The following is a 26,343-nucleotide window of genomic DNA, read 5'->3' as shown; positions in this document are numbered from 1 at the left end:
CTGGCCTCCGGGGGGGGGGGGGGTGGGGGGGGGGGGGGGGGGGGGGGCCCGCCCCCCCCCCCCCCCCGCTTTCGGGAAGGGGCGGGACTGGGGAGAGACTCCTAACTCACCCCGAACGAATGGACCGTCGTGGACCGATAAGTCGCCCCCGGCCGCAGCACTGTGGACGGAAACCCCGGCTGGTTCGGCGAGTCCGGAAAGTGCTGGGTCTCCAGGCACAGCGCGTCGCCCTGCCGGTACGTGCGGCCCGACGTGCCCGTCAGCGTGCCGTCCAGGAAGTTGCCGCTGTAGAACTGCATTCCCGGCTCGGTCGTCGCGATCGTCATCGTGCGCCCCGAGCCCGGGTCCCGCAGGGTCGCCACCGGCACCGGACGGGCCGTGATCCCCTTGTCCAGAGCCCAGTTGTGGTCGTAGCCCTGGCCGTACAAGAGCTGGTCCCCGCCGTCCCGGATGTCGGCGCCGATCGGCTTGGCGCGGCGGAAGTCGAACGGTCCCCCGGCCACCGGGGCCAGCTCGCCGGTCGGGATCAGGGTCTTGTCGACCGGCGTGAACCGGCCCGCCGCCAGCGACAGTTCGTGGTCGTAGATGCTGCCCGAGCCCTCACCCGCCAGGTTGTAGTACACGTGGCTGGTGAGGTTGACCGGCGTGGCCTTGTCCGTCGTCGCCTCGTAGTCGATGCGCCACGCCCCGGTGCCCGTCAGGGTGTACGTCACCGTCGCGCGCAGCGTGCCCGGGTATCCCATCTCGCCGTCCTCGCTGACGTACGACAGGACGAGGCCCACGTCCGTGCCGCGCGTGAACGGTTCGATGTCCCACACCCGCTTGTCGAAGCCGCGCTCGCCGCCGTGCAGACTGTTCGGGCCGTCGTTGACCGAGAGCTGGTGATCCGTGCCGTCGAGCGTGAAGCGGCCCTTCGCGATGCGGTTGCCGTAGCGGCCGATGAGGGCGCCGAAGTACGGGGAGTCGGCGACGTACGCCTCCAGGCTGTCGAAGCCGAGGGAGACATTCGCCAACGTGCCCTGGGCGTCGGGTATTTCGAGGGACTGGACGATGCCGCCGTACGACAGGACCTTCATGCGGGTGCCGCCGTTGGCGAGCGTCCAGCGGTGCACCTTGGTGCCGTCGGCGAGGCGGCCGAACGGCTCCTTGACCGGCGAGCGGCGGGCGGCGCCGTCGGATGCGTGGGCGGTGCCGACGGCCGCCGCTGTCAGGCCCGCGGCCCCTGCGGCGAGGACGGTGCGTCTGTGTAGCGTCATGGGTGACTCCAGGGTGGTAAGTACGGGTCTACGAACCGGCCTTGCGCTTGTTCCAGACGTCCACGCCGACCGCGGCGAGCAGCACCAGGCCCTTGATGACCTGCTGCCAGTCGGTGCCGACGCCCACGAGGTTCATGCCGTTGTTGAGCACGCCGAGGACCAGGCCGCCGATGATGGCGCCGAGGACCGTGCCGATGCCGCCGCTCATCGAGGCGCCGCCGATGAACGCCGCCGCGATGGCCTCCAGCTCGAAGTTGATACCGGCCTGCGGGGTGCCCGAGTTGAGGCGGGCGGCGAAGACACAGCCCGCGAGGGCCGCGAGGACGCCCATGTTCACGAAGACCAGGAACGTGACCCGCTTGTCCTTGACGCCGGACAGCTTGGCCGCCGCCTTGTTGCCGCCGAGCGCGTAGACATGGCGGCCGACGACCGCGTTGCGCATGACGTAACCGAGGGCGAGCAGCAGACCGCAGACGATCAGCATGATGACCGGCATGCCGTGCCAGCTCGCGAGCGTCAGCGTGAAGGCGAACACCGCCGCGACGATGGCGACACACTTCATGATCCAGATGTTCCGGGGCAGCACGTCCAGCTCGTACGCCTGCTGGCGGCGGCGGTCGCGGACCTCACGGATCAGAAGGAAAGCGATGACGGCTAGGCCGATGAGCAGCGTCGGGTTGTGGTACGGGCCGATCGCGTCCGTCTTCAGCTCGATGAAGCCGAGGTTCAGGTGCAGCTCGAAGGGGAGCGGAATGCTCCATGCCGGGCCCGCCTCCGGAAGCACGCCCTTCGCGAGGTTCTGGAAGCCCTCCGGGAAGGGGGAGAGGGACTGGCCGCCGAGCGTGATCTGCGTCAGGCCGCGGAACAGCAGCATGCCCGCCAAGGTCACGATGAATGAGGGGATTCCCAGATACGCGATGAAGAAGCCCTGCCAGGCGCCCGCGAGCGCACCGATCGCCAGGGCGATGAGGAGCGCCACGCCCCACGGCAGGTCCTGTTTGATCATCAGGACCGCGGATATCGCGCCGACGAACGCCGCCACCGAGCCGACCGACAGATCGATATGGCCCGCGATGATGACGATCATCATGCCCATGGCCAGGATGAGGATGTAGCCGTTCTGCTGGAGCAGGTTGGAGATGTTGCCGGGGCGCAGCAGGGCGCCGTCCGTCCAGAAGCCGAAGAGCAGCACGATCAGGGCGAGGGCCATGAGCATGCCGTACTGGCGCATGTTCGTGCGCAGGCTCTGGAGCAGCAGGGTGCCGGTCGAGGGTGGGGGTGTGGGCGCGGCGGCCGCGTCCTTGGGCGGGGTGGTCGTGGTGGTCATGGCGGGCCTCAGCTTCTGTTCATGGTCATGTGGCGCATCAGGACTTCCTGGGTGGCGTCGGCGCGGTCGACCTCACCGGTCAGGCGGCCCTCGGCCATCGTGTAGATCCGGTCGCACATCCCGAGCAGCTCGGGCAGCTCGGAGGAGATGAGCAGCACCGCCTTTCCCTGGGCGGCGAGTTCATCGATGACCGTGTAGATCTCGTACTTGGCGCCCACGTCGATGCCGCGGGTCGGCTCGTCGAGGATCAGGACCTCGGGGTCGGCGTGGATCCACTTGCTGAGCACGACCTTCTGCTGGTTGCCGCCGGAGAGCCGGCCCACCTGCTCGAAGACCGTGGGGGCCTTGATGTTCATCGACGCGCGGTACCGCTCGGCGACGGAGCGCTCGTGGTGCTCGTCGACCGCGCCCCGGCGGACCATGCCCGGCAGCGACGCCAGGGAGATATTGCGGCTGATGGTGTCGATGAGATTCAGGCCGTACTGCTTGCGGTCCTCGGTGACGTACGCGAGCCCGGCCTCGACCGCCGCCGGGACGGTCCGGGTACGGGCCTCGCGCCCGGCCACCTCCACGGTGCCGGACACATAACTCCCGTACGAGCGGCCGAAGACCGACATGGCCAGCTCGGTGCGGCCCGCGCCCATCAGCCCGGCGACGCCGACGATCTCGCCGCGCCGCACCGTCAGGGACACATCGTCGACGACCGTACGCTGCTGGTCGACCGGGTGCCGCACCGTCCAGCCCTTGATGCTCAGGGCGATCTCGCCCGCGTCGTCGCCCGTGTAGTGGGTGCGGTCGGGGTAGCGGTGGTCGAGGTCGCGGCCGACCATGCCGCGGATGATGCGGTCCTCGGACAACTCCGGGTCCGCGCCCGCGGCTTCACGGACCGCCAGCGTCTCGATCGTCTGTCCGTCGCGCAGGATCGTCACCGAGTCGGCGATCGCCCGGATCTCGTTCAGCTTGTGCGAGATGACGATGGACGCGATTCCCTGTGCGCGCAGCTCCAGGATGAGGTCGAGGAGCCCCGCACTGTCCTCGTCGTTGAGCGCGGCGGTCGGCTCGTCGAGGATGAGCAGCTTCACCTCCTTCGACAGCGCCTTGGCGATCTCCACCAACTGCTGTTTGCCGACCCCGAGGTCACCGACCGGCGTCTGCGGCTTCTCGCGCAGCCCGACCCGGGCGAGCAGCTCGGCGGCCCGGCGCAGGGTGCCGTTCCAGTCGATGAAGCCGCGGCCCTGCTGCTCGTTGCCGAGGAAGATGTTCTCGGCGATCGACAGATGGGGGACGAGCGCGAGTTCCTGGTGGATGATGACGATGCCGTGGCGCTCGCTGGCCCGGATGTCCTTGAACGCCACCGGCTCGCCCTCGAAGAGGATCTCGCCGTCGTAACTCCCGTGCGGATGCACCCCGCTGAGGACCTTCATCAGGGTCGACTTGCCCGCACCGTTCTCACCGCAGATCGCGTGGATCTCGCCCGCGCGCACGGTCAGATGGACGTCGCTGAGCGCCTTCACGCCGGGGAACGTCTTGGTGATGCCCGCCATGTGCAGCACGGGCGCGGCATCCCGCACGGCCTCGCTCGGTGCCGCGCTCACTTGAGCTGTCCCGCCGTGAAGTACCCCTCGTCCACGAGACGTTGGGCGTTCTTCTTGTCGATGCTGACCGGGTCGAGGAGGTACGACGGCACGGTCTTGACGCCGTTGTTGTAGTCGGTCGTGTTGTTGACCTCGACCTTCTTGCCGGTGAGTGCTGCGTCGCCCATCTGCACGGCCTGCTTGGCGAGCTTGCGGGTGTCCTTGAAGACGGTCTGCGTCTGCTCGCCCCGGATGATCGACTTCACCGAGGCCAGCTCCGCGTCCTGCCCGGTGACCACCGGAAGCGGCTGCCTCTTGGTGCCGTAACCGGCGCTCTGGAGCGCCGAGATGATGCCGATGGAGATCCCGTCGTACGGCGACAGGACCGCGTCGAGACGCTCCTGGCCGTAGCTCTTGGTGATGATGTCGTCCATCCGCTTCTGCGCGGTCTCCCCGGACCAGCGCAGCGTGGCCGCCTTGGCCATGGTGGTCTGCTTGCTGCGGACGACCAGCTGCCCGCTCTCCATGTACGGGCGAAGCACCTTCTGGGCGCCGTTCCAGAAGTACTTGGTGTTGTTGTCGTCCGGAGACCCGGCGAACAGCTCGATGGTGTAGCTCTTGCCGTTCTTGTCGGGCTTGCCGAGCTTCAGGGCGTCGACGATGTACTGGCCTTGGAGCCGCCCGACCCGCTCGTTGTCGAACGACGCGTAGTAGTCGACGCTCTTGGTGCCGAGGATGAGCCGGTCGTACGAGATCACGGGGATGCCCGCCTCGTCGGCCTGCTTGAGGACGTCGGAGAGCGCGGAACCGTCGATCGCCGCGATGACGAGCAGCCCGGCCCCCTTGGTGATCATGCTCTCGATCTGGGCGACCTGGTTCTCGACCTTGTCGTCCCCGTACTGGAGATCCGTCTTGTATCCGGCCTTCTGGAACTGCTTCGCCATGTTCTCGCCGTCGGCGATCCAGCGTTCCGAGGACTTGGTGGGCATCGCGAGGCCCACGGTGACCTCGTCGTCCCCCTTGGGCTTGTATCTGCTGCCGCCCAGGGCCTCCTGGCCGCAGGCCGTCAGGGACAGGGCGAGCAGCCCTGCGACGGATGCGGCGAGGGTGGCACGGCGCGTGCGGGTGCGCATGTCAGTCTCCTTCCGGGACGGGGAAGCGGCGCAGCGCGCCGGGGTCGCGGGAGCCTAGCGGCGACATGCCGCCATCGGAACCGAGCCGGGCGAGCAGATCGAGCACCAGCCGGCCGCGCCGCACCCGCTCGCGGGCGCCGGCCAGGGCGGTCTCGCGCAGCTGGGCGCCGTACGGGTAGATGCCGGGCGACTTACTGAGGCCGAACTTCAGGTAGAGCGGGGCGCCGCGCCGGATCAGCTCCGCCGCCTCGTACATCCGGACATAACCGCCGAGGTCGTCCGGGGCCTCCACGTACAGGTCCACGGGGGCGCGCGAGGCCCGCCGTATCTCGGTGAAGTGGTCGAGCGTGAGGTCGGAGGGCACGTTCAGGGAGTCCGCGCCGAGCCGCTCGTAGACCTCGAACGCGGCCGGGTTCACGGGCCCGATGAGCGCCGACACCTTGAACGTCGTGGTGGCCGGAAGCAGGCCCTGGGCGCGCATCTTGTGCAGCGTCCACAGCACGCCCTCGTCCGCGACGAGCAGGCAGGTCACGCCCAACTCGGTGGCGCGCAGGGCGTCTTCGACGCATCCGGCGAGCGCGTCGTGGCCGCGGGCGCGCAGGCCCGCGCCGCCCGAGTCGGTACGGGTCGCGGCGCCGGTGTCCCAGGTGCCCCGCGGCCCGGTGAACAGGCACAGTTCAATGTCGCGCTCGGCGCAGGACTCCACCATCTCGGTGATCTCGGCGTCGGTGAGCATCCATACGCCGCTGCCCTGGCTGATCCGGTGGATCGGCACATCGAGCCGCGAGCTCTCCTTGAGCACCGTGGCGAGCGCCTCCGGGCCCTCCACGGAGGGGATCTCGGTACGCCAGGTACCGCCGTCGGGGAAGGTGTGCGGCGACGTGTCCGCGGGGTCGAGAGGGGGCGCGGGACGGCCGATGCGATCGAGGGCGGCGGCGCCGGGCCGACGCGGGCCGGAGGGCTCAGGCACGGTACTCCAATGTTCGGTATTTCGGATGCGGTTCGGTTCAAGCCATACGCGGCGGCCTGGACTTGGGGTGTACGCCGGTACGGAGCGTCAGGAGCGTCCGTACCGGCGTACGGCTTCAGGGACGGAGCAGCACCTTCCCGGCCGACGGATCGCCGCTGCCCACCAGGGCGACGGCGTCGCCGAAGCGCTCGAGCGGGAACTCGTGGGTGATCAGCGGCGCCGGGTCGAGCACCCCGGTGCCGAACGCCCGCACCGCGTCGCACCAGGCGGACGACGGGGCGCCGAAGACGCTGCGCACCTCCAGCTGGCTCAGCGACAGATGCACCGGGTCGATGCCCTGGGCGCCGGGCGTGAACATCCCGGTGAGCACCACGCGGCCGCCCCGGCGGGCGAGCAGACAGGAGTCGGCGGCGGTGGACGGCGCCCCGGCGGTCTCCACGACCAGGTCGAAGCGGCCGTGCAAGCGTCCGTCCGGGGAATCGGCCTCGTCGGGCGTACGGGCCTCGCTGGCGCCGAAGCCGACCGCCTGCTGCCCGCGCGCGGCTCGCGGGTCGATCACGGTCAGCTCGCCGGGTGAGGAGGCCGCGAGCAGCTGCACCGCGAGCAGCCCGAGGGTGCCCGCGCCGACCACGGCGACCCGCTCGCCGGGCGCCGGGCGTCCGGCCCGTACCGCGGCGGCGACCACGGCGGCCGGTTCGAGCAGCGCGGCGGCGCGCAGGTCGGCGCCGTCCGGCAGCGGGTGCAACAGGCGGGCGGGCACCACCACGTGGTCCGCGAAGGCGCCCGGCTCGGTGAACCCGGTCTCGGCGTACCCACCGGTGCACAGGCTGGTCTCACCGTGCCGGCAGCGCTCGCACACCCCGCAGGACCGGAAGCCCTCGGCGACCGTGGCCCGGCCGACGAGCGCGGCGTCCACACCGTCCCCGACCGCCTCGACGGTGCCGGACCACTCGTGCCCGGGGATCACCGGGTAGCGGACGTAGGCGGCGTCGCGGTGGCCGTCGTACACCTCGCGGTCGCTCATGCAGATCCCGGCGGCGGCGACCCGCACCCGCACCTCGCCGGGGCCCGGCTCGGGCACCGGGCCGGTCACGAGGTGGTGTTCACCGGGCCGTTCGATGACGACCGCACGGCCCGTCCGGGCCGTTCCGGGGGAGGTGCTCACTTCGGCTTCCTCTGCTCCCAGCCGTCGGCCCACAGGTCGAACCGGGCCTGCTGCTGCGGGAATTCGGCGGCCGCGTCGACATCGAGCTCGACGCCGAGGCCCGGCTCGTGCGAGACCGTGAAGCAGCCGGTCTCCGGGTCGACCTGCGGGGCGCCGCGTACGACCTTCTTGATCTCGGCGTCCGCGAAGTCGTTGAAGTGCTCGAGGATCTTGAAGTTCGGGGTGCAGGCGGCGAGTTGCAGCGAGGCCGCGGTGAGGACCGAGCCACCGACGTTGTGCGGGGCCACCAGCATGTAGTGGGTCTCGGCGGTCGCCGCGAGCTTACGGGTCTCCAGGATGCCGCCGATGTGGCCGAGGTCCGGCTGGATGATGTCGGCGGCCTGCGACTCGAAGAGCTCCCGGAACTCGATCCGGTCGTGGATCCGTTCACCGGTCGCGACCGGCAGGTCCACCTTTTCGGCCACCTTCGCCAGGGCCTTGAGGTTCTCCGGCGGCACCGGCTCCTCCAGCCACGCCGGGTTGAAGGGCGCGAGTTCGCGGGCGAGCCGCACCGCCGTGGCCGGGCTGAACCGGCCGTGCATCTCCAGCATCAGCTCCGTGTCCGGCCCGATGGCGTCCCGTACCGCCTCGATCAGGGAGATGGAGTACCGGGTCTGCTCGGCGTCCAGCTCGAAGTGGCCGGTCCCGAACGGGTCGATCTTCAGGGCGCGGTAGCCGCGCGCGACGACCTCCTGGGCCGCCTCGTGGTACGCCTCCGGGGTGCGCTCGGTGGTGTACCAGCCGTTCGCGTACGCCTTGACCCGGTCGGTCACCTTGCCGCCGAGCAGCTGCCACACCGGAACGCCGAGGGCCTTGCCCTTGATGTCCCAACAGGCCATTTCGACGCAGGCGATGCCGGACATCACGATCTCCCCGGCCCGCCCGTAGTCGCCGTACTTCATCCGGCGTACGAGGTCCTCCACGGCGAACGGGTCGGAGCCGGTGATGTGGTTGGCCTCCGCCTCGTGCAGATAGCCGAGCAGGGCGTCGGTGTGCCCGAGCATCCTGGTTTCGCCGACCCCCGTGAGACCCTCGTCGGTGTGGACGAGCACGTACGTGAGGTTCCGCCAGGGGGTTCCGACGACGTGTGTGCTGATTCCCGTGATGCGCACGGCAGTTGACCCCTTGCTGTTCGATATTTCGTCAGCCGTTCGAGATTGTGGCCAGAACGTAAACAGGCCGCCCATGGGGTGTCAATGGGTCGTACCAACGTCGTCCACTCCCCGCGGCCGGTGGCTGGTGCTACGCTCGCGCACCCCGCGACCCGTCACAACCGGGCGCGGAATGCGCATGGGGGGTCAGAACGCGGCGCGTAATGGGACAGAGCAGTACAGGAAGGCGCCCCGTGATCAATGGACCGGACAGACCCGTTTATGACGCGGCCGCCGTTGTCACCACCACGGCGACCGTGGATCCCGCCACTACGGCGGCCGCGGAATTCCACGCTTTCTTCGAGCGCCATTACGCCGAACTGGCCCGGCTCGCCCGGATGCTGACCGGCGAGGCGGACGGCGCCGACGACCTGGCGGCGGACGCCCTGGTCGCCCTCTGGCACCGCTGGGACCGGGTGCGCGCGGCCGACCACCCCGCCGCCTACGCCCGCGGCGTCGTCGCCAACATGGCCCGCAGCCACATCCGCAGCGCCGTCCGCGAACGCCGCCGGGTCGCGCTCTTCTGGTCCCGGTACGCCGAGCAGACCGAAGGCCCCGACATACCGGCCGTCGTCGACGTCCAGGAAGCGCTGCGCTCCCTGCCGTTCCGCAAGCGCGCCTGTGTGGTGCTTCGGCACGCGTTCGACCTGTCGGAACGGGACACCGCGCAGACCCTCGCGATATCGGTCGGTACGGTGAAGAGCCAGACGTCCAAGGGAATGGCGCAGTTGGCGCGGCTCCTCGGCACGGCCCCCGTGGCCGCGTCGGCACTCGTCGGAGGCAGGCGCTGATGGAAGAGCTGCACAAGCGGCTGCGCGAAGCGGCCCAGGCGCACCAGCCCGACCGGGAGCGCATCCTCGCCCGGGTCGAGCGCGGCATGGCACCGTCCGACATGCCCCTGGGCGTACGGCCGCCCGCGCGACGGGCCTCCTGGCCGCGGATCGCGGCCGTCACCGCCGCCGTCTCCGGCGCCTTGGTCGCGGGGGCTTACGCCGTGACCTCGGTCCTGCCCGACAACGATCCCGCGGGCGGCACCGCCACGGCGGCTTCCCCACTCGCCACCGCTTCGAACCCGCCCAAGGTGTCGCACACCCCGGACCCCGCCCCGCGCGGCGGCGCGGACCGGAAAGGCCGGGCGGACGGGCCGCTGCGCAGCCGCGGCGCCGTCGACCCGCACAGCAACGACTTCTGGGCGCAGAACAACCTCACCCTCGAGACGACGCGCCCCCTCGACCAGCTCACCGTCGACCTGTTGGTCCGGCTCACCCCCGGCGTCTCCTCGACCGGCACGTGGCGCACCCTGCCCGAGGCCGACTTCACCCACACCGTCACCGAGCGCGACGGCTACCTGCTGCACCGCTGGGAGCTCAAGCCCGGCCGTACGGTGCCCGAGGGGCGCCATGAGTTCGCGGCCCAGTACGACCATGCGCGGGGCGGGCGGGATGCGACGGGCGATCGGTACACCATCACGGGGCGGCAGCAGAACGGCCAACTCGCCCGGGTGACCGGCGACTTCAGCGCACAGGACGGTTGACCGAAAAGCCGCAGCGAGTTCTGTCCGAACCGTTGACGAACCCCGGAGGCGGGCCTAGCTTCATCGCGTCGTACCTCGTACGTCATATATCAGACGCGATACGCACCGTGAGCACAGCCGCACAGCCGCAGAGCCGTGCCGTCGCACCGAACCGAGGGCCACTCCATGTCCTTCGCACCACCTCCGTCGATCCCCTCCCGGACGCAGTACGTCCAGGACGCGATCAAACACCGCATCCTGACCGGCCGGTTGAGCCCCGGTCAGGCGCTCGTCGAGGCCGAACTCGCCGCGCAGTTCGGGGTGTCGAAGACCCCGGTCCGCGAGGCCCTGAAGACGCTCGCGGGCACCGGCCTGGTCGCGATGAGCGAGTACAAGGGCGCCACCGTGCGCACCGTCGACGCCACCATGGCCCGCGAGGTCTACGACGTGCGGCTGCTCCTCGAACCCGAGGCAGTACGCCGTACCGTGCGCCGCGCCGCCCGAACGGATGCCACCGCCACCGCCGCCATCGCCACCGCCCCCATCGCCACCGCACGCGAGGCCCTCGCCCGCGCGGACGCCGCCGACGACCCGGCCGAACGGTCCCTCGCCAACCGGGACTTCCACCGGGCGCTCTATCTGCCGTGCGGCAACCCGTTACTCGCCCGGATGCTGGACGAGGTCCGCGACCAGGCCGCCCTCGTGTCCACCGTGGCCTGGGCCGCCGACCCGTCCTGGGTCCGCGAGGCCGCCGAGCACGAGGAGATCCTCCGGCTCGCCGCCGACGGTGACGCGGACCGCGCCGCGGCGGCCGTGCACGCCCACATCGCGTCCTTCGTGGCCCGCGCCTTCCCCGAAGCACCTGAAGCAATCGGCCCTGACAGCAGAGGAGTTGACGCATGATTCCGGCCGCCTACGCGGACTGCGCGGCCGCGCTCGCCGAGGTCGTCGCCATCCCCGTGACCCCGTTCACCGAGGACGGCGCCCTCGACCTGCCCGCCCATCGCGCCCTGCTGAGCCGCCTCCTCGACTCCGGCGTGCGCACCCTCACGCCGAACGGCAACACCGGCGAGTTCTACGCCCTCACCCCCGCCGAGCGGCGCACCCTCACCGAGGCGACGCTCGCCGAGGCGGCCGGGCGGGCCGCGGTCGTCGTCGGGGTCGGGCACGACGTGCCGACCGCCGTGGCCGAGGCCCGGCACGCCCGGGACGCCGGGGCGCGGATGGTGATGGTGCACCAGCCCGCACACCCGTATGTGTCCGCGGGCGGCTGGGTCGACTACCACCGCGCCATCGCGGAGGCCGTGCCCGAGCTCGGCATCGTGCCCTATCTGCGCACCCCGCGCCTGGCCGGGGCCGAACTCGCGGAGCTCGGCGAGCGCTGCCCGAACGTGGTGGGCGTGAAGTACGCGGTGCCGGACGCCGCCCGGTTCGCGGGCTTCGCGCGGGACGCTGGCCTGGAGCGGTTCGTGTGGGTGGCCGGGCTCGCCGAGCCGTACGCGCCCTCGTACTTCTCGTCCGGAGCCACCGGCTTCACCTCCGGGCTCGTGAACGTCGCGCCCAAGCTCTCCCTGGCCATGCTCGAAGCGCTGCGCTCCGGTGACTACCCGGCCGGGATGCGCGTGTGGGAGCAGATCCGCCGCTTCGAGGAGCTGCGCGCCGCCGACGCCTCCGCGAACAACGTGTCCGTCGTCAAGGAGGCCCTGGCCCACCTCGGCCTGTGCCGCCGCGATGTCCGCCCGCCCAGCCGACTCGTGGGCGCCGAAGAGCGCGCCGAGGTCGCCAAGATCGTGGCGGGGTGGGGGATATGACCGATCCGGTACGCGAGTTGCGCAGCCACCAGTGGTACGGCAGCGGCATCTCGTCGGACTTGCGCTCCTTCAGCCACCGTGCCCGCACCCGGCAGCTCGGCTATCTGCCCGAGGAGCACCTGGGCAAGCCGGTGATCGCGATCCTCAACACCTGGTCGGACATCAACCCCTGCCACATCCATCTGCGGGACCGGGCCCAAGCGGTGAAGCGCGGGGTGTGGCAGGCCGGTGGCTTCCCGCTCGAATTCCCGGTCGCCACGCTCAGCGAGACCTTCCAGAAGCCGACCCCCATGCTCTACCGCAACCTCCTCGCCATGGAGACCGAGGAACTGCTCCGCTCCTATCCGGTCGACGGCGCCGTGCTGCTCGGCGGCTGCGACAAGACCACGCCCGCGCTGCTCATGGGCGCCGCCTCGGTCGACCTGCCCACCCTCTTCGTACCGGCCGGGCCGATGCTCCCCGGCCACTGGCGCGGCGAGACGCTCGGCTCCGGCACCGATATGTGGAAGTACTGGGACGACCGGCGGGCCGGACTCCTCGGTGACTGTGAACTGGCCGAACTGGAGGCCGGGTTGGCCCGCTCCCCGGGCCACTGCATGACCATGGGCACCGCGTCCACGCTCACCGCCGCCGCCGAGGCCCTCGGCGTCACGCTGCCCGGCGCCTCCTCCGTCCCCGCGGTCGCCTCCGAACACGAGCGGATGGCCGCCGCGAGCGGCCTGCGGATCGTCGAACTCGTCCGCCGGGACCGGATGTTGTCCCAGCTGCTCACCCGCGAGGCCTTCGCGGACGCGGTGACCTGCGTCCTCGGGCTCGGCGGCTCCACCAACGCCGTCATCCACCTCATCGCGATGGCCGGGCGCGCCGGGGTCCAGCTCACCCTCGACGACTTCGACCGGACCGCCCGCACCGTGCCGGTCCTGGCCAATGTCCGCCCGGGCGGCGAGACGTATCTGATGGAGGACTTCCACTTCGCGGGCGGCCTGCCCGGCCTCCTCTCCCGCATCCCCGACCTGCTCCATCTGGACCGGCCCACGGTCGCGTACGACACCCTGCGCGAGCAGCTCGACGGCGCCCGCGTGCACAACGACGACGTGATCCGCACCCGAGAGAACCCCGTCGCGGCCGAGGGTGGAGTCGCCGTCCTGCGCGGCAACCTGTGCCCGGACGGCGCCGTCATCAAGCACATCACCGCCGAGCCGCGGCTGCTCCAGCACACCGGGCCCGCCGTCGTCTTCGACGACTACCGCACCATGCAGGCCACCATCAACGACCCGTCCCTGGGCATCACCGCCGACCACGTCCTGGTGCTCCGGGGCGCGGGCCCCCTCGGCGGCCCCGGCATGCCCGAGTACGGCATGCTGCCGCTGCCGGAGCACCTGCTCGCCCAAGGCGTACGGGACATGGTGCGGATCTCCGACGCCCGGATGAGCGGCACGAGTTACGGCACCTGCGTGCTGCACATCGCACCCGAGTCGCACATCGGCGGCCCGCTCGCCCTGGTCCGCACCGGCGACCCGATCACCCTCGACGTACCGGCGCGGCGGCTCCAACTCGACGTATCCGAAGCGGAGTTGGCGCGACGACGGGCCGCCTGGGCACCGCCGCCGAAGCGGTATCCGCGCGGCTACGGCGCGCTCTACGCCGAGCACATCACACAGGCCGACACCGGCTGTGACTTCGACTTCCTCACCGGTACGGAAAAGGTGCCGGACCCGTACGCGGGCTGACCACCGCCCCTTTTATTTGCTCGAGATCTCGAACGTCATTCGGGAAGCGCTTGCACGCCGTACCACCAGAACGGAGAAAGCGTCATGGCACCAACCGCAGCCGCCAGAAGACGGCTGCCGTATCTGCTGATCGCGCCCGCCGCACTGCTGATGCTCGGCTTCATCGCCTACCCGGTGCTGAGCGTCTTCGCCTACAGCCTGCGGCACTACAACCCCACCAAGCCCTGGCGCGACGGCTTCGCCGGCCTGGACAACTTCACCGCGATCTTCACCGAGGACCCGCTGTTCTGGAGCAGCCTGACCTTCAGCCTGAAATGGGTCGTCGTCGAGGTGGGCCTACAGCTCCTCTTCGGGCTCGCCCTGGCCCTGATCGTCAACCAGACCTTCATCGGCCGCGCCCTGTCCCGGGCCATGGTCTTCTCGCCCTGGGCCGTCTCCGGCGTGCTCACCTCGGCGATCTGGGTGCTGCTCTACAACTCGCAGACCGGCCTGACCCGTTACCTGGCCGACGCGGGCCTCGCCGACTACGGCACCTCCTGGCTTTCGGACACCGGCACCGTCTTCCCGGCCGCGGTCGTGGCCGAACTCTGGCGCGGCGTGCCCTTCTTCGCGATCCTGCTGCTCGCCGACCTCCAGTCCGTCTCCAAGGACCTGTACGAGGCGGCCGAGATGGACGGCGCCGGGCGGCTGCGCCAGTTCTTCCACATCACCCTGCCGCACCTGAAGGACGCCATCATCCTGTCCACGCTGCTGCGCGCCGTGTGGGAGTTCAACAACGTCGACCTCCTCTACACCCTGACCGGCGGCGGCCCCGCGGGCGAGACCACCACACTGCCGCTGTACGTCGCCAACACCAGCGTCGACGCGCACGAGTTCGGCTACGCCTCCGCCCTGACGACCGTGGCCTTCGTCGTCCTGCTGTTCTTCTCGGTGCTCTATCTGCGCCTGAGCAAGTTCGGGGGTGAGAGCAAGTGAAGCGCTGGCAGATTTATGTACCTCTGTCGCTCTATCTGTTGTTCACGCTCGTCCCCTTCTACTGGATCCTGCTCTTCTCGCTTCGGCCCACCGGCTCGACCTCCCTGGTGCCCTGGCCGATCACGTTCGAGCACTTCGAGAAGGTGTGGACCGAGCGCAGCTTCGCCACGTACTTCCAGAACAGTGCCCTGATCGGGGTCGCCACCCTCGTCATGACCACGGTGGTGGCGGTGGCCGGTGGCTATGCGCTCGCGCGTTTCGACTTCCGCCTGAAGAAGGGCTTCGTGCTGGCGCTGCTGTGCTCGCAGTTCGTGCCGGGGGCGCTGCTGCTCGTGCCGCTCTTCGAGATCTTCGCGGGGCTACGGATGATCAACTCCCTGGGATCCGTGATCATCGCCGAGACCGTTTTCCAACTGCCCCTGTCGATCATCCTGATCAGCGGCTTTATCCGGAACGTCCCGCCGTCCCTGGAGGAGGCGGCCTGGGTGGACGGCTGCTCCAGGCTGACCGGATTCCGCGCCGTCGTCCTGCCGCTCCTTCGGCCCGGCCTGATCGCGGTGGGCTCCTTCGCCTTCGTGCACAGCTGGAACCACTTCCTGTTCGCCCTGATGTTCCTCAGCGACCAGGAGAAACAGACCATTCCCGTCGGGCTCAACACCCTGCTCGGCGCCGACAGCGTGGACCTGGGCGCGCTCGCCGCGGGCGGGGTCATCGCGGCCGTGCCGGTCGTCGTCGTGTTCGCGTTCATCCAGAAGTGGCTGATCACCGGGTTCAGCGCCGGGGCGGTGAAGGGATGAGCCACATCTCAACTTCCATGACCGCCGTGCCCGTTCTGCTCGCCGGTGCCCGGGGGCACGGCCGGTGGCATCTGGGGAACATCCGCCGCCTGGAGCGTCGCGGGCTCGTCCGGCTCGCGGGGGTGTGCGAGCTGACGCCACTATCGGCCGCTGAGCTCGACGGCCCCGGCGACCAGCCACCGGCCCAGTCCGCCGACTTCGCCGGGCTGCTCGCCGCCACCGGCGCGCGGATCGCCGTCATCTGCACCCCCATCCCCACCCACGCCGAACTCGCCCTCACCGCCGCCCGGCACGGCGCGCACCTCCTCCTGGAGAAGCCGCCCGCACCGTCCTTCGCCGACTTCCGGCGGATCGCCGACGCGGCCCAACAGGCGGGCGTGGCCTGCCAGATCGGGTTCCAGTCGCTCGGCTCGCACGCCGTACCCGCGATCCGCTCCCTGATCGCGAACGGCGCCATCGGGGAGCCGCGCGGGGTCGGCGCGGCCGGGGCCTGGGCCCGCGACGAGGCGTACTACCGGCGGGCCGCGTGGGCCGGGCGGCGCAGGCTCGACGGCGCCGACGTCGTCGACGGGGTGCTCACCAACCCGCTGGCCCACGCCGTCGCCACCGCCCTCGCGGTCCAGGGCGCCACCGCCGACGAGGACGTGGCGCACGTGGAGCTGGAGCTGTTCCGCGCCAACGCCATCGAGGCCGACGACACCTCCTGCGTCCGCGTCACCACCCCGGACGGCGCCCGCGTCACCGTCGCCGCGACGCTCTGCGCCGAGCAACCCGGCGCACCGTACGTCGTGGTGCACGGCAGCCACGGCCGGATCACCCTCTGGTACAAGGACGACCGGATGCTCCTCGAGCGCACCGGCCACGCCCCCGAAGAGCTCGCGTTCGGCCGCACCGATCTCCTGGAGAACCTCGTCGAGCACGTCACCAAGGGCGTACCGCTCCTGGTGCCGCCCGCGGCGACCGGCGCGTTCATGCGGGTCGTCGAGGCGGTACGGCGTGCCCCCGACCCCGCGCCGCTGCCGCCGTCCGCATGGCACACCGCACCCGGCGAGGCCTCAGGCAGCGCGCCCCGGCGCGTCGTGCACGGCGTGGACGCGCTGGTCGCGGCGAGCGCGCACACCCTGAGCCGCTACTCCGAGCTAGGGCCTGTCGCCGAACTCCCGCCTGCCCCGCGACGCCTGGCACGCACGCTCGCTGCGTTGTCGGGCTCGCCCCGATACATCCGGTATCGGGGCGACCCTTCGACCTTGCGATCGCCGCACCAGACTCCCCCACTCTCGGCTTCGCTCGAGCGGGAAGTGCCCCCGGCGGGGCCGCCCTCCGGGCGACGACGGGAGTTTGACGACAGGCCCTAGGCGCCCCCTGGGCGCCCGACACCGAGGAGAGTCACCCATGAACTCCACTCTGCTGCTGCGCTGTTCGGGCCGCACCGTCGGGCTCTACTCCTACCGGCCCGACGTCGCCCCCACCCTGTCCCCGCGCCCCTATCTGCACCCCGTACGCACCCTCGGCGGCACCACCGTCACCGAGGAACGGCCCGCCGACCACCCGCACCACCTCGGCGTGGGCGTCGCCGTCGCCGATGTGCGCGGGCATAACTTCTGGGGCGGCAACACCTTCGTACGCGGCACCGGTCCCGTCGCCCTCGACAACCACGGGATCCAGCACCACCAGGGCTTCAAACTCCGCGACCCGGACGGGTTCGTGGCGGACCTGAGCTGGACCGCGGGGACCGCCGGTGCTCACGGAGGTTCCTGTGGTCCCGAGCTGCTGCGGGAGCGGCGCACCGTCGCGGTCACCGAACTCACCGACACCGCTTGGGCCCTCGACTTCACCTTCAGCCTCACCAACCCCACGCGGGAGCCGCTGACCCTCGGCAGCCCGGCCACCAACGGCCGCCCCGGCGCCGCCTACGGCGGGTTCTTCTGGCGCGCCCCCAAGGAGGCCCGCGCTCCGCAGGTGTTCACCGCCGACACGGACGGCGAGGAGTCGGCGCACGAGAGCCGCGCCGACTGGCTGGCCTTGTCCGGGACCAGCCCCGCCTGGCAGCCCTGGACCCTTGTCTTCGCCGGTGCCACCGAGGAGACCCGCCGCGACCCGTGGTTCGTGCGCGCCGCCGAGTACCCGGGCGTCGGCTCCTCGCTCGCGCACGCCGAGCGCCTGGCCGTGCCGCCGGGCGGCACCGTCGTACGCCGCATCGTGACCGTCGTCGCGGACGGCCACCTCGACCGCGACACGGCGGCCGCCCTGGTGCGCAAGGCGGTGACCGCATGACCCCGGCCACGCCGCGTGCGCCCTTCACCGCCGACCTCGGCGACGGCACCTACCGCAACCCGGTCCTCGCCGCCGACTGGTCCGACCCCGACGTGGTCCGCGTCGGCGACGACTACTACCTGACCGCCTCCAGTTTCGGCCGCGCCCCGGGCCTGCCGCTCCTGCACTCCCGTGACCTGGTCAACTGGACCCTGATCGGGCACGCACTCGAACGCCTCGAACCCGCCGCCGAGTTCGCCACGCCCCGGCACGACTGCGGCGTGTGGGCGCCCGCGATCCGGTACCACGACGGCCGCTTCTGGATCTTCTGGGGCGACCCCGACCACGGCATCTTCCAGGTCAACGCCGAGTCCGTACGCGGCCCGTGGAGCCGCCCCCACCTGGTCAAGCCGGGCCGCGGCCTGATCGACCCCTGCCCGCTGTGGGACGAGGACACCGGCGAGGCGTACCTCGTGCACGCCTGGGCGAAGTCCCGCGCCGGGATCAAGAACCGCCTCACCGGGCACCGCATGCGTCCCGACGGCACCGGCCTGCTCGACGACGGCGCGACGATCGTCGACGGCGACCGCATCCCCGGCTGGTTCACCCTGGAGGGGCCCAAGCTGTACCGGCACGACGGCTGGTTCTGGATCCTCGCCCCGGCCGGGGGCGTGGCCACCGGCTGGCAGGGCGCGCTGCGGTCGCGCGGGTTCTTCGGGCCGTACGAGGAACGCATCGTCCTCGACCAGGGCGACACCGACGTCAACGGCCCCCACCAGGGCGGCTGGGTGCGCACCCCGCACGGCGAGGACTGGTTCCTGCACTTCCAGGAACGCGGCGCCTATGGACGGGTGGTGCACCTCCAGCCGCTGCGCTGGGGCGCGGACGGCTGGCCGGTCATCGGCGCCGACGGCACCCCGGTCAGCGTCCACACCAAGCCCCGCCTGCCCGTGCAGCCGCCGTCCGCCCCGGCCACCGACGACGACTTCCCCGGCGGGCGGCACGGGCCGCAGTGGCAGTGGACCGCCAACCCGGCGCCCGGCCGCTCCGTGCGGCACGGCGGCGACGGGCTTCGGCTCGCCTGCCTGCGCACCCCGTACGCGCACGACCTGCGCCTTCTCCCGCACGTGCTCACCCAGCGGCTGCCCGCCCTGGCCGTCACGGCCGAGGTCGAACTCCGGCTCGACAGTACGGAGCCCGGGGCGAAGGCGGGTCTCGCGGTGCTCGGCGACGCGTTCTCCTGGATCGGCCTGGAGCGGGGCACGGACGGCGCGGCCCGGCTCGTGCACCGGTTCGCGGACGCCTCCTCCGAGGCGGAACGGGACGCCGCGCCGCCGCGTCCGGCGCCCGGGGGACGGGCACGGCTCCGGGTCGCCATCGGTGCCGGGGCGCGCTGCCGGTTCCTGGCCGATGTGGGCGGCGGCTGGTGCGAGTCGGGGCCCGTGTTCACCGCCACGCCGTGGCGCTGGGTGGGCGCACTCCTCGGCCTGTTCGCCGCCGCACCCGAGGGCAGCCGTGACCCCGGCACCGCCACGTTCACGCACTTCCGACTCACCAGCACGCCCGTACGAGCAGAACCGGCACCACAAGAGAAGGCACGCCCAGGCACAGCACCTCTACAAGAGAAGAGCCGACCATGACGCACGCGAACCACCGCACCTACAGAAGAAGGCGCGGCACCGCCGCCCTCGCCCTCGGCACCGTCCTCGCGCTCACCGCCACCGCCTGTGGCGACGACGGCAGCGGTGCCGCCACGAGCAAGGGCGGCGAGGGCAGCGGCAAGGGCGAGATCACCTTCTGGGACAACAACGGCGGTGTCCGTACCGACATCTGGAAGGAGATCATCCGGGACTTCGAGAAGAAGTACCCGGACATCAAGGTCAAGTACGTCGGCGTCGCGGCCACCGAGGTCCAGTCCAAGTACGACACCGCCATTCAGGGCGGCGGGCTGCCCGACGTCGGCGGTGTCGGCGCCGCCATGACCGCGGCCATCGCCGCCCAGGGCGCGCTCGAACCGCTCGACCGGCGCCTCGCCATGAGCGGCATCGGCGGCGACCTGAACGAGGTCATGCTGGAGAACGCGCGCGCCGCCGCGGGCGGCAAGGAGCTCTACACCATCCCGACCTCGGCCAACAACGGCGTCCTCTACTACCGCACCGACCTGTTCGAGGCAGCGGGGCTCGACGCCCCCACCACTTGGAGCCAGTTCTACAAGGCCGCCGACAAGCTCACCGACAAGGACAGGAACAGCTTCGGCTACACCATTCGCGGCGGCGCCGGATCCATCGCCCAGGCCCTCGACGCCATGTACGGCCAGTCCGGCATCACGGAGTTCTGGAGCACCGACAACAAGACGACCGTCAACCACCCCGACAACGTCGCCGCCCTGAAGAAATACGTCGCCCTCTACCGCAAGACCACCCCCGAGGCCGACCTCAACAACGACTTCACCAAAATGGTCGCCCAGTGGGACAGCGGCCGCATCGGCATGCTCAACCACAACCTCGGCTCCTACCAGGACCACGTGAAGGCCCTCGGCGAGAAGAAGTTCCGCGGCCTGCCGAACCCCACCCTGGACGACGGCACGCGCGTCCAGGTCTCCAACCCGGTCGACGGACTCGGCCTGTTCAAGGCCAGCGACAACAAGAAGGCCGCCTGGAAGTTCATCGAGTTCGCCGCGTCCCACGAGGCCAACAGCAAGTGGAACGAGTCGGCCGGCGCCATCCCCGCCAACACCATGGCCGCCGAGGACGCCTGGGTGTCCGAGTCCGAGCCCACCCGGCTCGCGACCAAGGCACTCAACGACCCGAAGACCAAGATCGTGCAGCTCCCGTACTACCTGCCGGACTGGAACACCATCTCCAAGTCCGAGAACGAGCCCGCCTTCCAGAAGGTCCTCCTCGGCCGCACCTCCGCCCAGGCGTTCCTGGACAGCCTCGCCGAGCAGCTGAACAAGGCGCAGGCCGAATGGGAGCAGCGCAAGCCGTGACCCCGCCTCCCAGACGCCGGGTGCTGCTCGCCGCGCTCGCGGGAATACCCCTCGCAGGCGCGGCGGCACCCCTCGCCCATGCCGAACCCGAAAGGGCCCCGACCATGCCGACGCTCTACCTGGCCGGTGACTCCACCGCCGCCCAGAAGTACGCCGACGCCGCGCCCGAAACCGGCTGGGGCATGGCCCTGCCGTTCTTCCTGCGCGACGGCCTCCCGGTCGCCAACCACGCCGTCAACGGCCGCAGTTCGAAGAGCTTCGCGGACGAGGGCCGCTTGGCCGCGATCCAGACCGTGCTGCGCCCCGGCGACCTGCTCCTCATCCAGTTCGGCCACAACGACCAGAAGACCGAGGACCCGGCCCGCTACACCGAACCCTGGACGACCTACCAGGACTACCTACGCCGCTACGCCGACGCGGCACGCGCGGCAGGGGCCCACCCGGTCCTGCTCACCTCGGTGGAACGCCGCCGCTTCGATGCCGGAGGCACGGCACTGCCCACCCTCGGCGAGTACCCCGCGGCGATGCGCGCCCTGGCCGCCGAACAGGACGTGCCGCTGCTCGACCTCAACGAACAGTCCCTGGCGCTGTGGCAGAAACTCGGCCCGGAGGAGACCAAGTCCTACTTCAATTGGGCACCGGGCCTTCCGGAAGAGGAGCAGGACAACACCCACTTCAGCCCGCGGGGCGCCATCGCCGTGGCCCGCCTCGCAGCCACGGCCCTGGCCGACGGGGACGTCCTGGGGCCCGGCGACGTACGCCGCCTGGACGATGACATCCCGGACTCCTGGATCACCTGGCCGACGGCACCCCCGCCCGCCTGACGCACAGGCACGGGCCCCGGTCCGTCAGGCTCATGCGGACCGGGGCGGACCGGGCCGGGGCCGGGGCCGGGTCAGCCCCGCCACTACGCCCTCGACCGGAGCCTCGACCTCCTGTCGGGGGCCGTAAAGTCGTGACCATGAGCGACACGGATGCCGACGAGCGCCCGGAACCGCCGAAGCTCGGCAGCGAACGGGACACGCTGCGCGGCTTTCTCGAGTTCCACCGCGCGACCCTGGCCAGCAAGTGCGCGGGCCTGACCGACGACGAGCTGCGGCAGCGGTCCATGCCGCCGTCCACGCTGACGCTGCTCGGCCTGGTGCGGCACCTGGCCGAGGTGGAACGCGCCTGGTTCCACCGGGTGTTCGAGGACCACGACGCGCCCCTCGTCTGGTCCGACGAGATCGACTTCCAGGCGGCGTACGACGCGGACGCGTCCACCAGGGCCGAGGCGTTCACCGCTTGGGAGGCCGAGGTGGCGCGGTCCCGCCGGATCGAGAAGGCGGCCGCGTCCCTGGACGCGACCGGCCACCAGCCGCGCTGGGGCGAGCAGGTGTCGCTGCGGATGGTGATGGTGCACGTCCTCCTGGAGTACGCCCGCCACAACGGCCATGCGGACTTCCTCCGGGAGGGCATCGACGGGACGACCGGAGCCTAGGCCCGCGCCCGCCCACCGCGGTTCCGACCCACCGCGGTTCCGCCGCAGCGACTGCAAACGACTGCCACGACCGTTGCAAAGCGTAAGAAAAATAAGTTCTAGGTACAGCCAACTGGCCAAAAAGAGATCTACGCCAAGGCCCGGACGGGTGCAGTGTGGCCCTCGTTCGTCGAGAGGCGTCTGCCGGAGTTGACCATTCCGGCGGGCCGGTCCCCGAGGGGAGTCCGTGGCGTGGGACGTGGCAGGGCGAAGGCGGAGCGGATCGCGGCAGAGGCGGGCGAACAGCTGCTCGCGGCCGGACAGTTGTTGCGGCGGGCGCCGACGACGCCCGAAGGGCGGGCGGTGTTCCGCACCGATCAGGAGGTCAACGACCAGCCGTATCGGGAGCGTTGGGCGCACGACAAGGTGGTGCGCTCCACGCACGGGGTGAACTGCACCGGTTCCTGCTCCTGGCAGGTGTACGTCAAGGACGGTCTGATCACCTGGGAGACGCAGGCGACCGACTATCCGTCCACCGGACCCGACCGGCCGGACTACGAGCCACGCGGCTGCCCGCGCGGAGCCTCCTTCTCCTGGTACACCTACGCGCCGACGCGGATCCGCTACCCGCATGCGCGCGGTGTCCTGGTGGACATGTTCCGGGACGCAAAGCGTCGCCACGGCGGCGATCCGGTGGCGGCCTGGGCGGAGGTCACCGGCGATCCGGACCAGCGCCGCCGCTACCAGGCCGCCCGCGGCAAGGGCGGCCTGGTCCGCATCAGTTGGGACGAGGCCCTGGAGATCGCGGCCGCCGCCCATGTGCACACCCTGAAGGAACACGGGCCGGACCGGATCGCCGGGTTCTCGCCGATCCCGGCGATGTCGATGGCCTCGCACGCGGTCGGCGCCCGCTTCCACGCGCTGATCGGCGCGCCGATGCTGTCGTTCTACGACTGGTACGCGGATCTGCCGATCGCCTCGCCGCAGGTCTTCGGTGACCAGACCGACGTACCGGAATCGGGTGACTGGTGGGACGCCGCGTATCTGATGCTGTGGGGCTCCAACGTTCCCGTCACGCGGACCCCGGACGCGCACTGGATGGCCGAGGCGCGGTACCGCGGCCAGAAGGTGGTCGTGGTCTCGCCCGACTACGCGGACGCCACCAAGTTCGCCGACGAGTGGCTGCATCCGCATCCGGGCACCGACGGTGCCCTTGCCATGGCGATGGGTCATGTGATCCTGCGCGAGTGCTTCGTCGAGCGGCAGGTGCCGTACTTCACCGACTACGTCAAGCAGTTCACGGATCTTCCGTTCCTCGTCGGCCTGGACGAGCATGCCACCGACACGGGCGAGGCGGGTGCGTACCGGCCGGGTGCGTTCGTGACCGCCCGGGACCCGGACCTGGACTTGGACCTGGACCTGGCCAAGAACCCCGAGGCGGCCGAGGCGCGGCGCTGGATGCCGGTCCTCTACGACCGGGCGTCCGGTCGACCGGCGGTGCCGAACGGCACGTTGGGGGACCGCTGGGGCAAGACCGGTGAGGGACGCTGGAACCTGGACCTCGGCGACCTCGACCCCCTCCTGACACTGCACGGACGCCCCGGCACGACCACGGCAACGGTGCTCCTGCCCCGCTTCGACGAGGCATCCGACGAGGCATCCGACGGGGAATGTGGCGAGGAATGCGACCAGGAAGGCGCCACGATCCGGCGTGCGGTCCCGGCGCTGCGCATCGGCGGGCGCCTGGTGACCACCGTCTTCGACCTGATGCTCGCCCAGTACGGCGTGCGGCGCGACGGCCTCGGCGGCTCCTGGCCCTCCTCGTACGAGGACGCGGCCACGCCGTGCACCCCGGCCTGGCAGGAGGCGATCACCTCGGTGCCCGCGGGCGCGGTGGTGCGCGCGGCGCGGGAGTTCGCGCGCACCGCCGAGCAGACCCGGGGCCGCTGCATGATCGTGATGGGCGCGGGCACCAACCACTGGTTCCACTCCGACACCATCTACCGCTCGTTCCTGTCGCTGCTGCTGCTCACCGGCTGCCAGGGCGTCAACGGCGGCGGCTGGGCGCACTACGTAGGACAGGAGAAGGTACGTCCGTACGCGGGCTGGCAGCAGTTGGCGACGGCGTCCGACTGGGTGCGCCCTTCGCGGCAGATGGCGGGCACGCCGTACTGGTATCTCCACACCGACCAGTGGCGCTACGAGAAGTTCAGCGCGGACACCCTGGCGGCACCCACCGCACCCGGCACTCTGGCGGGCCTGCACACCGCGGACCTGGTCGCCCGCGCCACACGGCAGGGGTGGATGCCGTCGGCTCCCACCTTCACGGCCAATCCGCTGGATCTGGGGCGGCGCATCCGGGAGGCGGGCGCGGACCCGGGCACCTGGGTGACCGGCGAACGCGAAGCGGGACGGCTCTCCTACGCCTGCGAGGACCCCGACGATCCGGCCAACTGGCCCCGGGTGCTCACGGTGTGGCGGGCCAATCTGATCGGCTCCTCGGCCAAGGGCAACGAGTTCTTCCTACGCCATCTGCTCGGCGCGTCCGACAACGCGAGCGCCGACGAGGTACCCGTGGAGGCCAGGGCCTGTCCGGCGGGTCAGGCCGGCTCCGTCGGGCGGTCACCATGCGGTGCGGGTGAGCGGGGGTCTGGTGCGTGCAGCTGCAAGGCGGAGGAAGGCGGCGACGCGGAGCGTCGGCAACTGACGACAACGCAGCAGATGTGCGTGCCAGACCCCCGCGGCACAGGCAAGATCCGCCGGACAGGCCCTGGGCCGCGCGAGGTGACCTGGCGGGAGCGGGCGCCGCGCGGCAAGCTCGACCTGCTCCTCGCGCTGGACTTCCGCATGACGTCCACCACCTTGTTCGCCGATCTGGTGCTGCCCGCGGCGACCTGGTATGAGAAGCACGACCTGTCCAGCACGGACATGCACCCCTATGTGCACGCGTTCTCGCCCGCGATCAGCCCGCCGTGGCAGGCCCGCACCGACTTCGAGATCTTCCACGGGCTCGCCGCCGAGGTCAGCAGGCTGGCCGAGGGGCACCTGGATGTGGCGTACGACCTGGTGGCCACGGCGCTACAGCACGACACACCCGGCGAAGCCCCGCCGGAAGGGCCCACCGGACCCCAACTCACCGTCGTGGAGCGGGACTACACCGCGCTCGGCGAGCAGATCGCCGCCCTTGGGCCGCTGGTCGAGGAGCAGGGGATCACGGTCAAGGGTGTGACCGTCCGGCCCGGTCCGGAATCCGGTCGGCTCGCCGCACGGTGCGGTACGGGCGCCCGCGGGGCGGCGCGCGGGCGGCCGCTGCTCGACACGGACGTCAAGCTGTGCGAGGCGATCCTCGCGCTGTCGGGCACCACCAACGGCCGTCTGGCCGCCGAGGGCTTCGAGCGGCTCGCGGAACGCTGCGGCGTCGACACCGGGCTCGCGGAGCTTGGCGCCTCGGTGGCCGAGCGGCGCGTGGAGTTCTCCGATACGCAGGCGCGGCCGGCGCAGGTCGGCGCGAGCTTCGAGTGGTCGGGCAAGGAGGGTCCGGACCGCCGCTATGCCCCGTTCACCATCAACACGGAGCACTTCAAGCCCTGGCACACCCTCACCGGACGCCAGCACTTCTACCTCGACCATCCGTGGATCGCCGAGTACGGGGAACAACTGCCGCTCTACCGGCCGCCGTTGGACCTGGCCGCGCTCGGCGAGCAGCCCGCCGCGACCGACGACGGGCGGTCGGTGACGGTGCGCTATCTGACGCCGCACTCGAAGTGGTCGATCCACTCCGAGTACCAGGAGAACCTGCTGATGCAGACCTTGGCCCGCGGCGGCCCGGTCATCTGGGTCGGCGTGGCCGACGCCGACGCGATCGGTGTGGCGGACAACGACTGGATCGAGGCGCACAACGCCAACGGCGTGGTGGTGGCCCGTGCGATCGTCTCGCACCGGATGCCGCCCGGCACGGTGTTCATGTACCACGTGCAGGAACGCCTCGTGAACGTCCCCAAGTCCGAGGCCACCGGGCGGCGCGGTGGCGTCCACAACGCCCTCACCAGACTCCTGATCAAGCCGACCCATCTGATCGGCGGGCACGCCCAGCTGTCCTTCGCCCCCAACTACTACGGCCCCACCGGCAATCAGCGCGACGCCGTCACCGTCATCCGGCGCCGGACGCAGGCCGTGTCCTATTAGAAACGTGGAGTACTGA

At 71.0% G+C, this 26,343-nt stretch carries 21 protein-coding genes; 14 read left to right on the top strand and 7 right to left on the bottom strand.

Going from position 1 to position 26,343, the window contains the following annotated elements:
* Positions 1-101: 101 nt before the first annotated feature.
* The 7 genes from ACWD10_RS34460 to ACWD10_RS34430 form a co-directional block, all read right to left on the bottom strand.
* Positions 102-1,256: an aldose epimerase family protein gene (locus tag ACWD10_RS34460; protein ID WP_451097621.1), complete on the bottom strand. Its 1,155-nt coding sequence runs from the start codon at positions 1,254-1,256 to the stop codon at positions 102-104.
* Between the two features lie 28 nt (positions 1,257-1,284).
* Positions 1,285-2,583 carry a multiple monosaccharide ABC transporter permease gene (gene mmsB / locus ACWD10_RS34455; protein WP_451097620.1) on the bottom strand — a complete coding sequence of 433 codons (1,299 nt, stop codon included), beginning with the start codon at positions 2,581-2,583 and terminating at the stop codon, positions 1,285-1,287.
* An 8-nt stretch (positions 2,584-2,591) separates the two neighbouring features.
* Positions 2,592-4,127: a multiple monosaccharide ABC transporter ATP-binding protein gene (gene mmsA, locus ACWD10_RS34450; RefSeq protein WP_451097625.1), complete on the bottom strand. Its 1,536-nt coding sequence runs from the start codon at positions 4,125-4,127 to the stop codon at positions 2,592-2,594.
* Between the two features lie 47 nt (positions 4,128-4,174).
* Positions 4,175-5,290 (bottom strand): multiple monosaccharide ABC transporter substrate-binding protein, encoded by a 1,116-nt coding sequence (gene chvE, locus ACWD10_RS34445; RefSeq protein WP_451097619.1) that lies wholly within the window; start codon positions 5,288-5,290, stop codon positions 4,175-4,177.
* Between the two features lies 1 nt (position 5,291).
* Positions 5,292-6,260: a hypothetical protein gene (locus ACWD10_RS34440; RefSeq protein WP_451097618.1), complete on the bottom strand. Its 969-nt coding sequence runs from the start codon at positions 6,258-6,260 to the stop codon at positions 5,292-5,294.
* Between the two features lie 115 nt (positions 6,261-6,375).
* Complete coding sequence (locus tag ACWD10_RS34435; RefSeq protein ID WP_451097617.1) at positions 6,376-7,425, bottom strand: zinc-dependent alcohol dehydrogenase; 1,050 nt, start codon at positions 7,423-7,425, stop codon at positions 6,376-6,378.
* Positions 7,422-8,576 carry a mandelate racemase/muconate lactonizing enzyme family protein gene (locus ACWD10_RS34430; RefSeq protein ID WP_451097616.1) on the bottom strand — a complete coding sequence of 385 codons (1,155 nt, stop codon included), beginning with the start codon at positions 8,574-8,576 and terminating at the stop codon, positions 7,422-7,424. The genes ACWD10_RS34435 and ACWD10_RS34430 overlap by 4 nt, the downstream gene beginning before the upstream one ends.
* A 296-nt stretch (positions 8,577-8,872) precedes the next feature.
* On the opposite strand from ACWD10_RS34430, the gene ACWD10_RS34425 reads away from it, so the two are divergent.
* From ACWD10_RS34425 to ACWD10_RS34360, 14 genes are all read left to right on the top strand, one after another.
* Positions 8,873-9,406, top strand: coding sequence for a SigE family RNA polymerase sigma factor (locus tag ACWD10_RS34425; protein WP_451097624.1), 534 nt, complete (start codon positions 8,873-8,875; stop codon positions 9,404-9,406).
* A complete protein-coding gene (locus ACWD10_RS34420) occupies positions 9,406-10,149 on the top strand; it encodes a hypothetical protein (protein ID WP_451097615.1) in 744 nt (247 codons plus the stop codon). Before ACWD10_RS34425 ends, ACWD10_RS34420 begins: the two co-directional genes overlap by 1 nt.
* 165 nt (positions 10,150-10,314) lie before the next feature.
* Positions 10,315-11,031, top strand: coding sequence for a GntR family transcriptional regulator (locus ACWD10_RS34415; protein WP_451097614.1), 717 nt, complete (start codon positions 10,315-10,317; stop codon positions 11,029-11,031).
* The gene (locus ACWD10_RS34410; protein WP_451097613.1) at positions 11,028-11,939 is read left to right on the top strand and encodes a dihydrodipicolinate synthase family protein; all 912 of its coding nucleotides are present in this window, start codon (positions 11,028-11,030) and stop codon (positions 11,937-11,939) included. The genes ACWD10_RS34415 and ACWD10_RS34410 overlap by 4 nt, the downstream gene beginning before the upstream one ends.
* Positions 11,936-13,669: an L-arabinonate dehydratase gene (araD, locus tag ACWD10_RS34405; protein ID WP_451097612.1), complete on the top strand. Its 1,734-nt coding sequence runs from the start codon at positions 11,936-11,938 to the stop codon at positions 13,667-13,669. The genes ACWD10_RS34410 and araD overlap by 4 nt, the downstream gene beginning before the upstream one ends.
* Before the next feature lie 84 nt (positions 13,670-13,753).
* Positions 13,754-14,644 (top strand): carbohydrate ABC transporter permease, encoded by an 891-nt coding sequence (locus tag ACWD10_RS34400; RefSeq protein ID WP_451097611.1) that lies wholly within the window; start codon positions 13,754-13,756, stop codon positions 14,642-14,644.
* Complete coding sequence (locus ACWD10_RS34395) at positions 14,641-15,441, top strand: carbohydrate ABC transporter permease (RefSeq protein WP_451097610.1); 801 nt, start codon at positions 14,641-14,643, stop codon at positions 15,439-15,441. Before ACWD10_RS34400 ends, ACWD10_RS34395 begins: the two co-directional genes overlap by 4 nt.
* Before the next feature lie 17 nt (positions 15,442-15,458).
* Positions 15,459-16,796 (top strand): Gfo/Idh/MocA family protein, encoded by a 1,338-nt coding sequence (locus tag ACWD10_RS34390; protein ID WP_451097609.1) that lies wholly within the window; start codon positions 15,459-15,461, stop codon positions 16,794-16,796.
* 37 nt (positions 16,797-16,833) lie between these two features.
* Positions 16,834-17,715 carry a DUF6807 domain-containing protein gene (locus ACWD10_RS34385; RefSeq protein ID WP_451097608.1) on the top strand — a complete coding sequence of 294 codons (882 nt, stop codon included), beginning with the start codon at positions 16,834-16,836 and terminating at the stop codon, positions 17,713-17,715.
* Positions 17,712-19,334: a family 43 glycosylhydrolase gene (locus ACWD10_RS34380; RefSeq protein WP_451097607.1), complete on the top strand. Its 1,623-nt coding sequence runs from the start codon at positions 17,712-17,714 to the stop codon at positions 19,332-19,334. Before ACWD10_RS34385 ends, ACWD10_RS34380 begins: the two co-directional genes overlap by 4 nt.
* The gene (locus ACWD10_RS34375) at positions 19,331-20,683 is read left to right on the top strand and encodes an ABC transporter substrate-binding protein (protein ID WP_451097606.1); all 1,353 of its coding nucleotides are present in this window, start codon (positions 19,331-19,333) and stop codon (positions 20,681-20,683) included. The genes ACWD10_RS34380 and ACWD10_RS34375 overlap by 4 nt, the downstream gene beginning before the upstream one ends.
* On the top strand, positions 20,680-21,507 hold the full coding sequence (locus ACWD10_RS34370; protein WP_451097605.1) for a rhamnogalacturonan acetylesterase: 828 nt from the start codon (positions 20,680-20,682) through the stop codon (positions 21,505-21,507). The genes ACWD10_RS34375 and ACWD10_RS34370 overlap by 4 nt, the downstream gene beginning before the upstream one ends.
* Before the next feature lie 137 nt (positions 21,508-21,644).
* Positions 21,645-22,163: a DinB family protein gene (locus ACWD10_RS34365; RefSeq protein ID WP_451097604.1), complete on the top strand. Its 519-nt coding sequence runs from the start codon at positions 21,645-21,647 to the stop codon at positions 22,161-22,163.
* A gap of 231 nt (positions 22,164-22,394) precedes the next feature.
* Entirely contained in the window at positions 22,395-26,327 is a 3,933-nt protein-coding gene (locus ACWD10_RS34360) for a molybdopterin-dependent oxidoreductase (protein ID WP_451097603.1), read from the top strand.
* Positions 26,328-26,343: the final 16 nt, after the last annotated feature.

It is taken from the genome of Streptomyces sp. NPDC002851, assembly GCF_053591935.1.
The sequence above is the reverse complement of the archived record's forward strand: the minus strand, read 5'-3'. Positions and strand labels throughout refer to the sequence as shown.

Excerpts from the sequence above, each read along its gene's own strand:
- ACWD10_RS34460 (WP_451097621.1), bottom strand. The coding sequence starts at position 1,256 with ATGACGCTACACAGACGCACCGTCCTCGCCGCAGGGGCCGCGGGCCTG.
- mmsB (WP_451097620.1), bottom strand. The coding sequence starts at position 2,583 with ATGACCACCACGACCACCCCGCCCAAGGACGCGGCCGCCGCGCCCACA.
- mmsA (WP_451097625.1), bottom strand. The coding sequence starts at position 4,127 with ATGGCGGGCATCACCAAGACGTTCCCCGGCGTGAAGGCGCTCAGCGAC.
- chvE (WP_451097619.1), bottom strand. The coding sequence starts at position 5,290 with ATGCGCACCCGCACGCGCCGTGCCACCCTCGCCGCATCCGTCGCAGGG.
- ACWD10_RS34420 (WP_451097615.1), top strand. The coding sequence starts at position 9,406 with ATGGAAGAGCTGCACAAGCGGCTGCGCGAAGCGGCCCAGGCGCACCAG.
- ACWD10_RS34415 (WP_451097614.1), top strand. The coding sequence starts at position 10,315 with ATGTCCTTCGCACCACCTCCGTCGATCCCCTCCCGGACGCAGTACGTC.
- ACWD10_RS34410 (WP_451097613.1), top strand. The coding sequence starts at position 11,028 with ATGATTCCGGCCGCCTACGCGGACTGCGCGGCCGCGCTCGCCGAGGTC.
- araD (WP_451097612.1), top strand. The coding sequence starts at position 11,936 with ATGACCGATCCGGTACGCGAGTTGCGCAGCCACCAGTGGTACGGCAGC.
- ACWD10_RS34400 (WP_451097611.1), top strand. The coding sequence starts at position 13,754 with ATGGCACCAACCGCAGCCGCCAGAAGACGGCTGCCGTATCTGCTGATC.
- ACWD10_RS34390 (WP_451097609.1), top strand. The coding sequence starts at position 15,459 with ATGACCGCCGTGCCCGTTCTGCTCGCCGGTGCCCGGGGGCACGGCCGG.
- ACWD10_RS34385 (WP_451097608.1), top strand. The coding sequence starts at position 16,834 with ATGAACTCCACTCTGCTGCTGCGCTGTTCGGGCCGCACCGTCGGGCTC.
- ACWD10_RS34380 (WP_451097607.1), top strand. The coding sequence starts at position 17,712 with ATGACCCCGGCCACGCCGCGTGCGCCCTTCACCGCCGACCTCGGCGAC.
- ACWD10_RS34375 (WP_451097606.1), top strand. The coding sequence starts at position 19,331 with ATGACGCACGCGAACCACCGCACCTACAGAAGAAGGCGCGGCACCGCC.
- ACWD10_RS34365 (WP_451097604.1), top strand. The coding sequence starts at position 21,645 with ATGAGCGACACGGATGCCGACGAGCGCCCGGAACCGCCGAAGCTCGGC.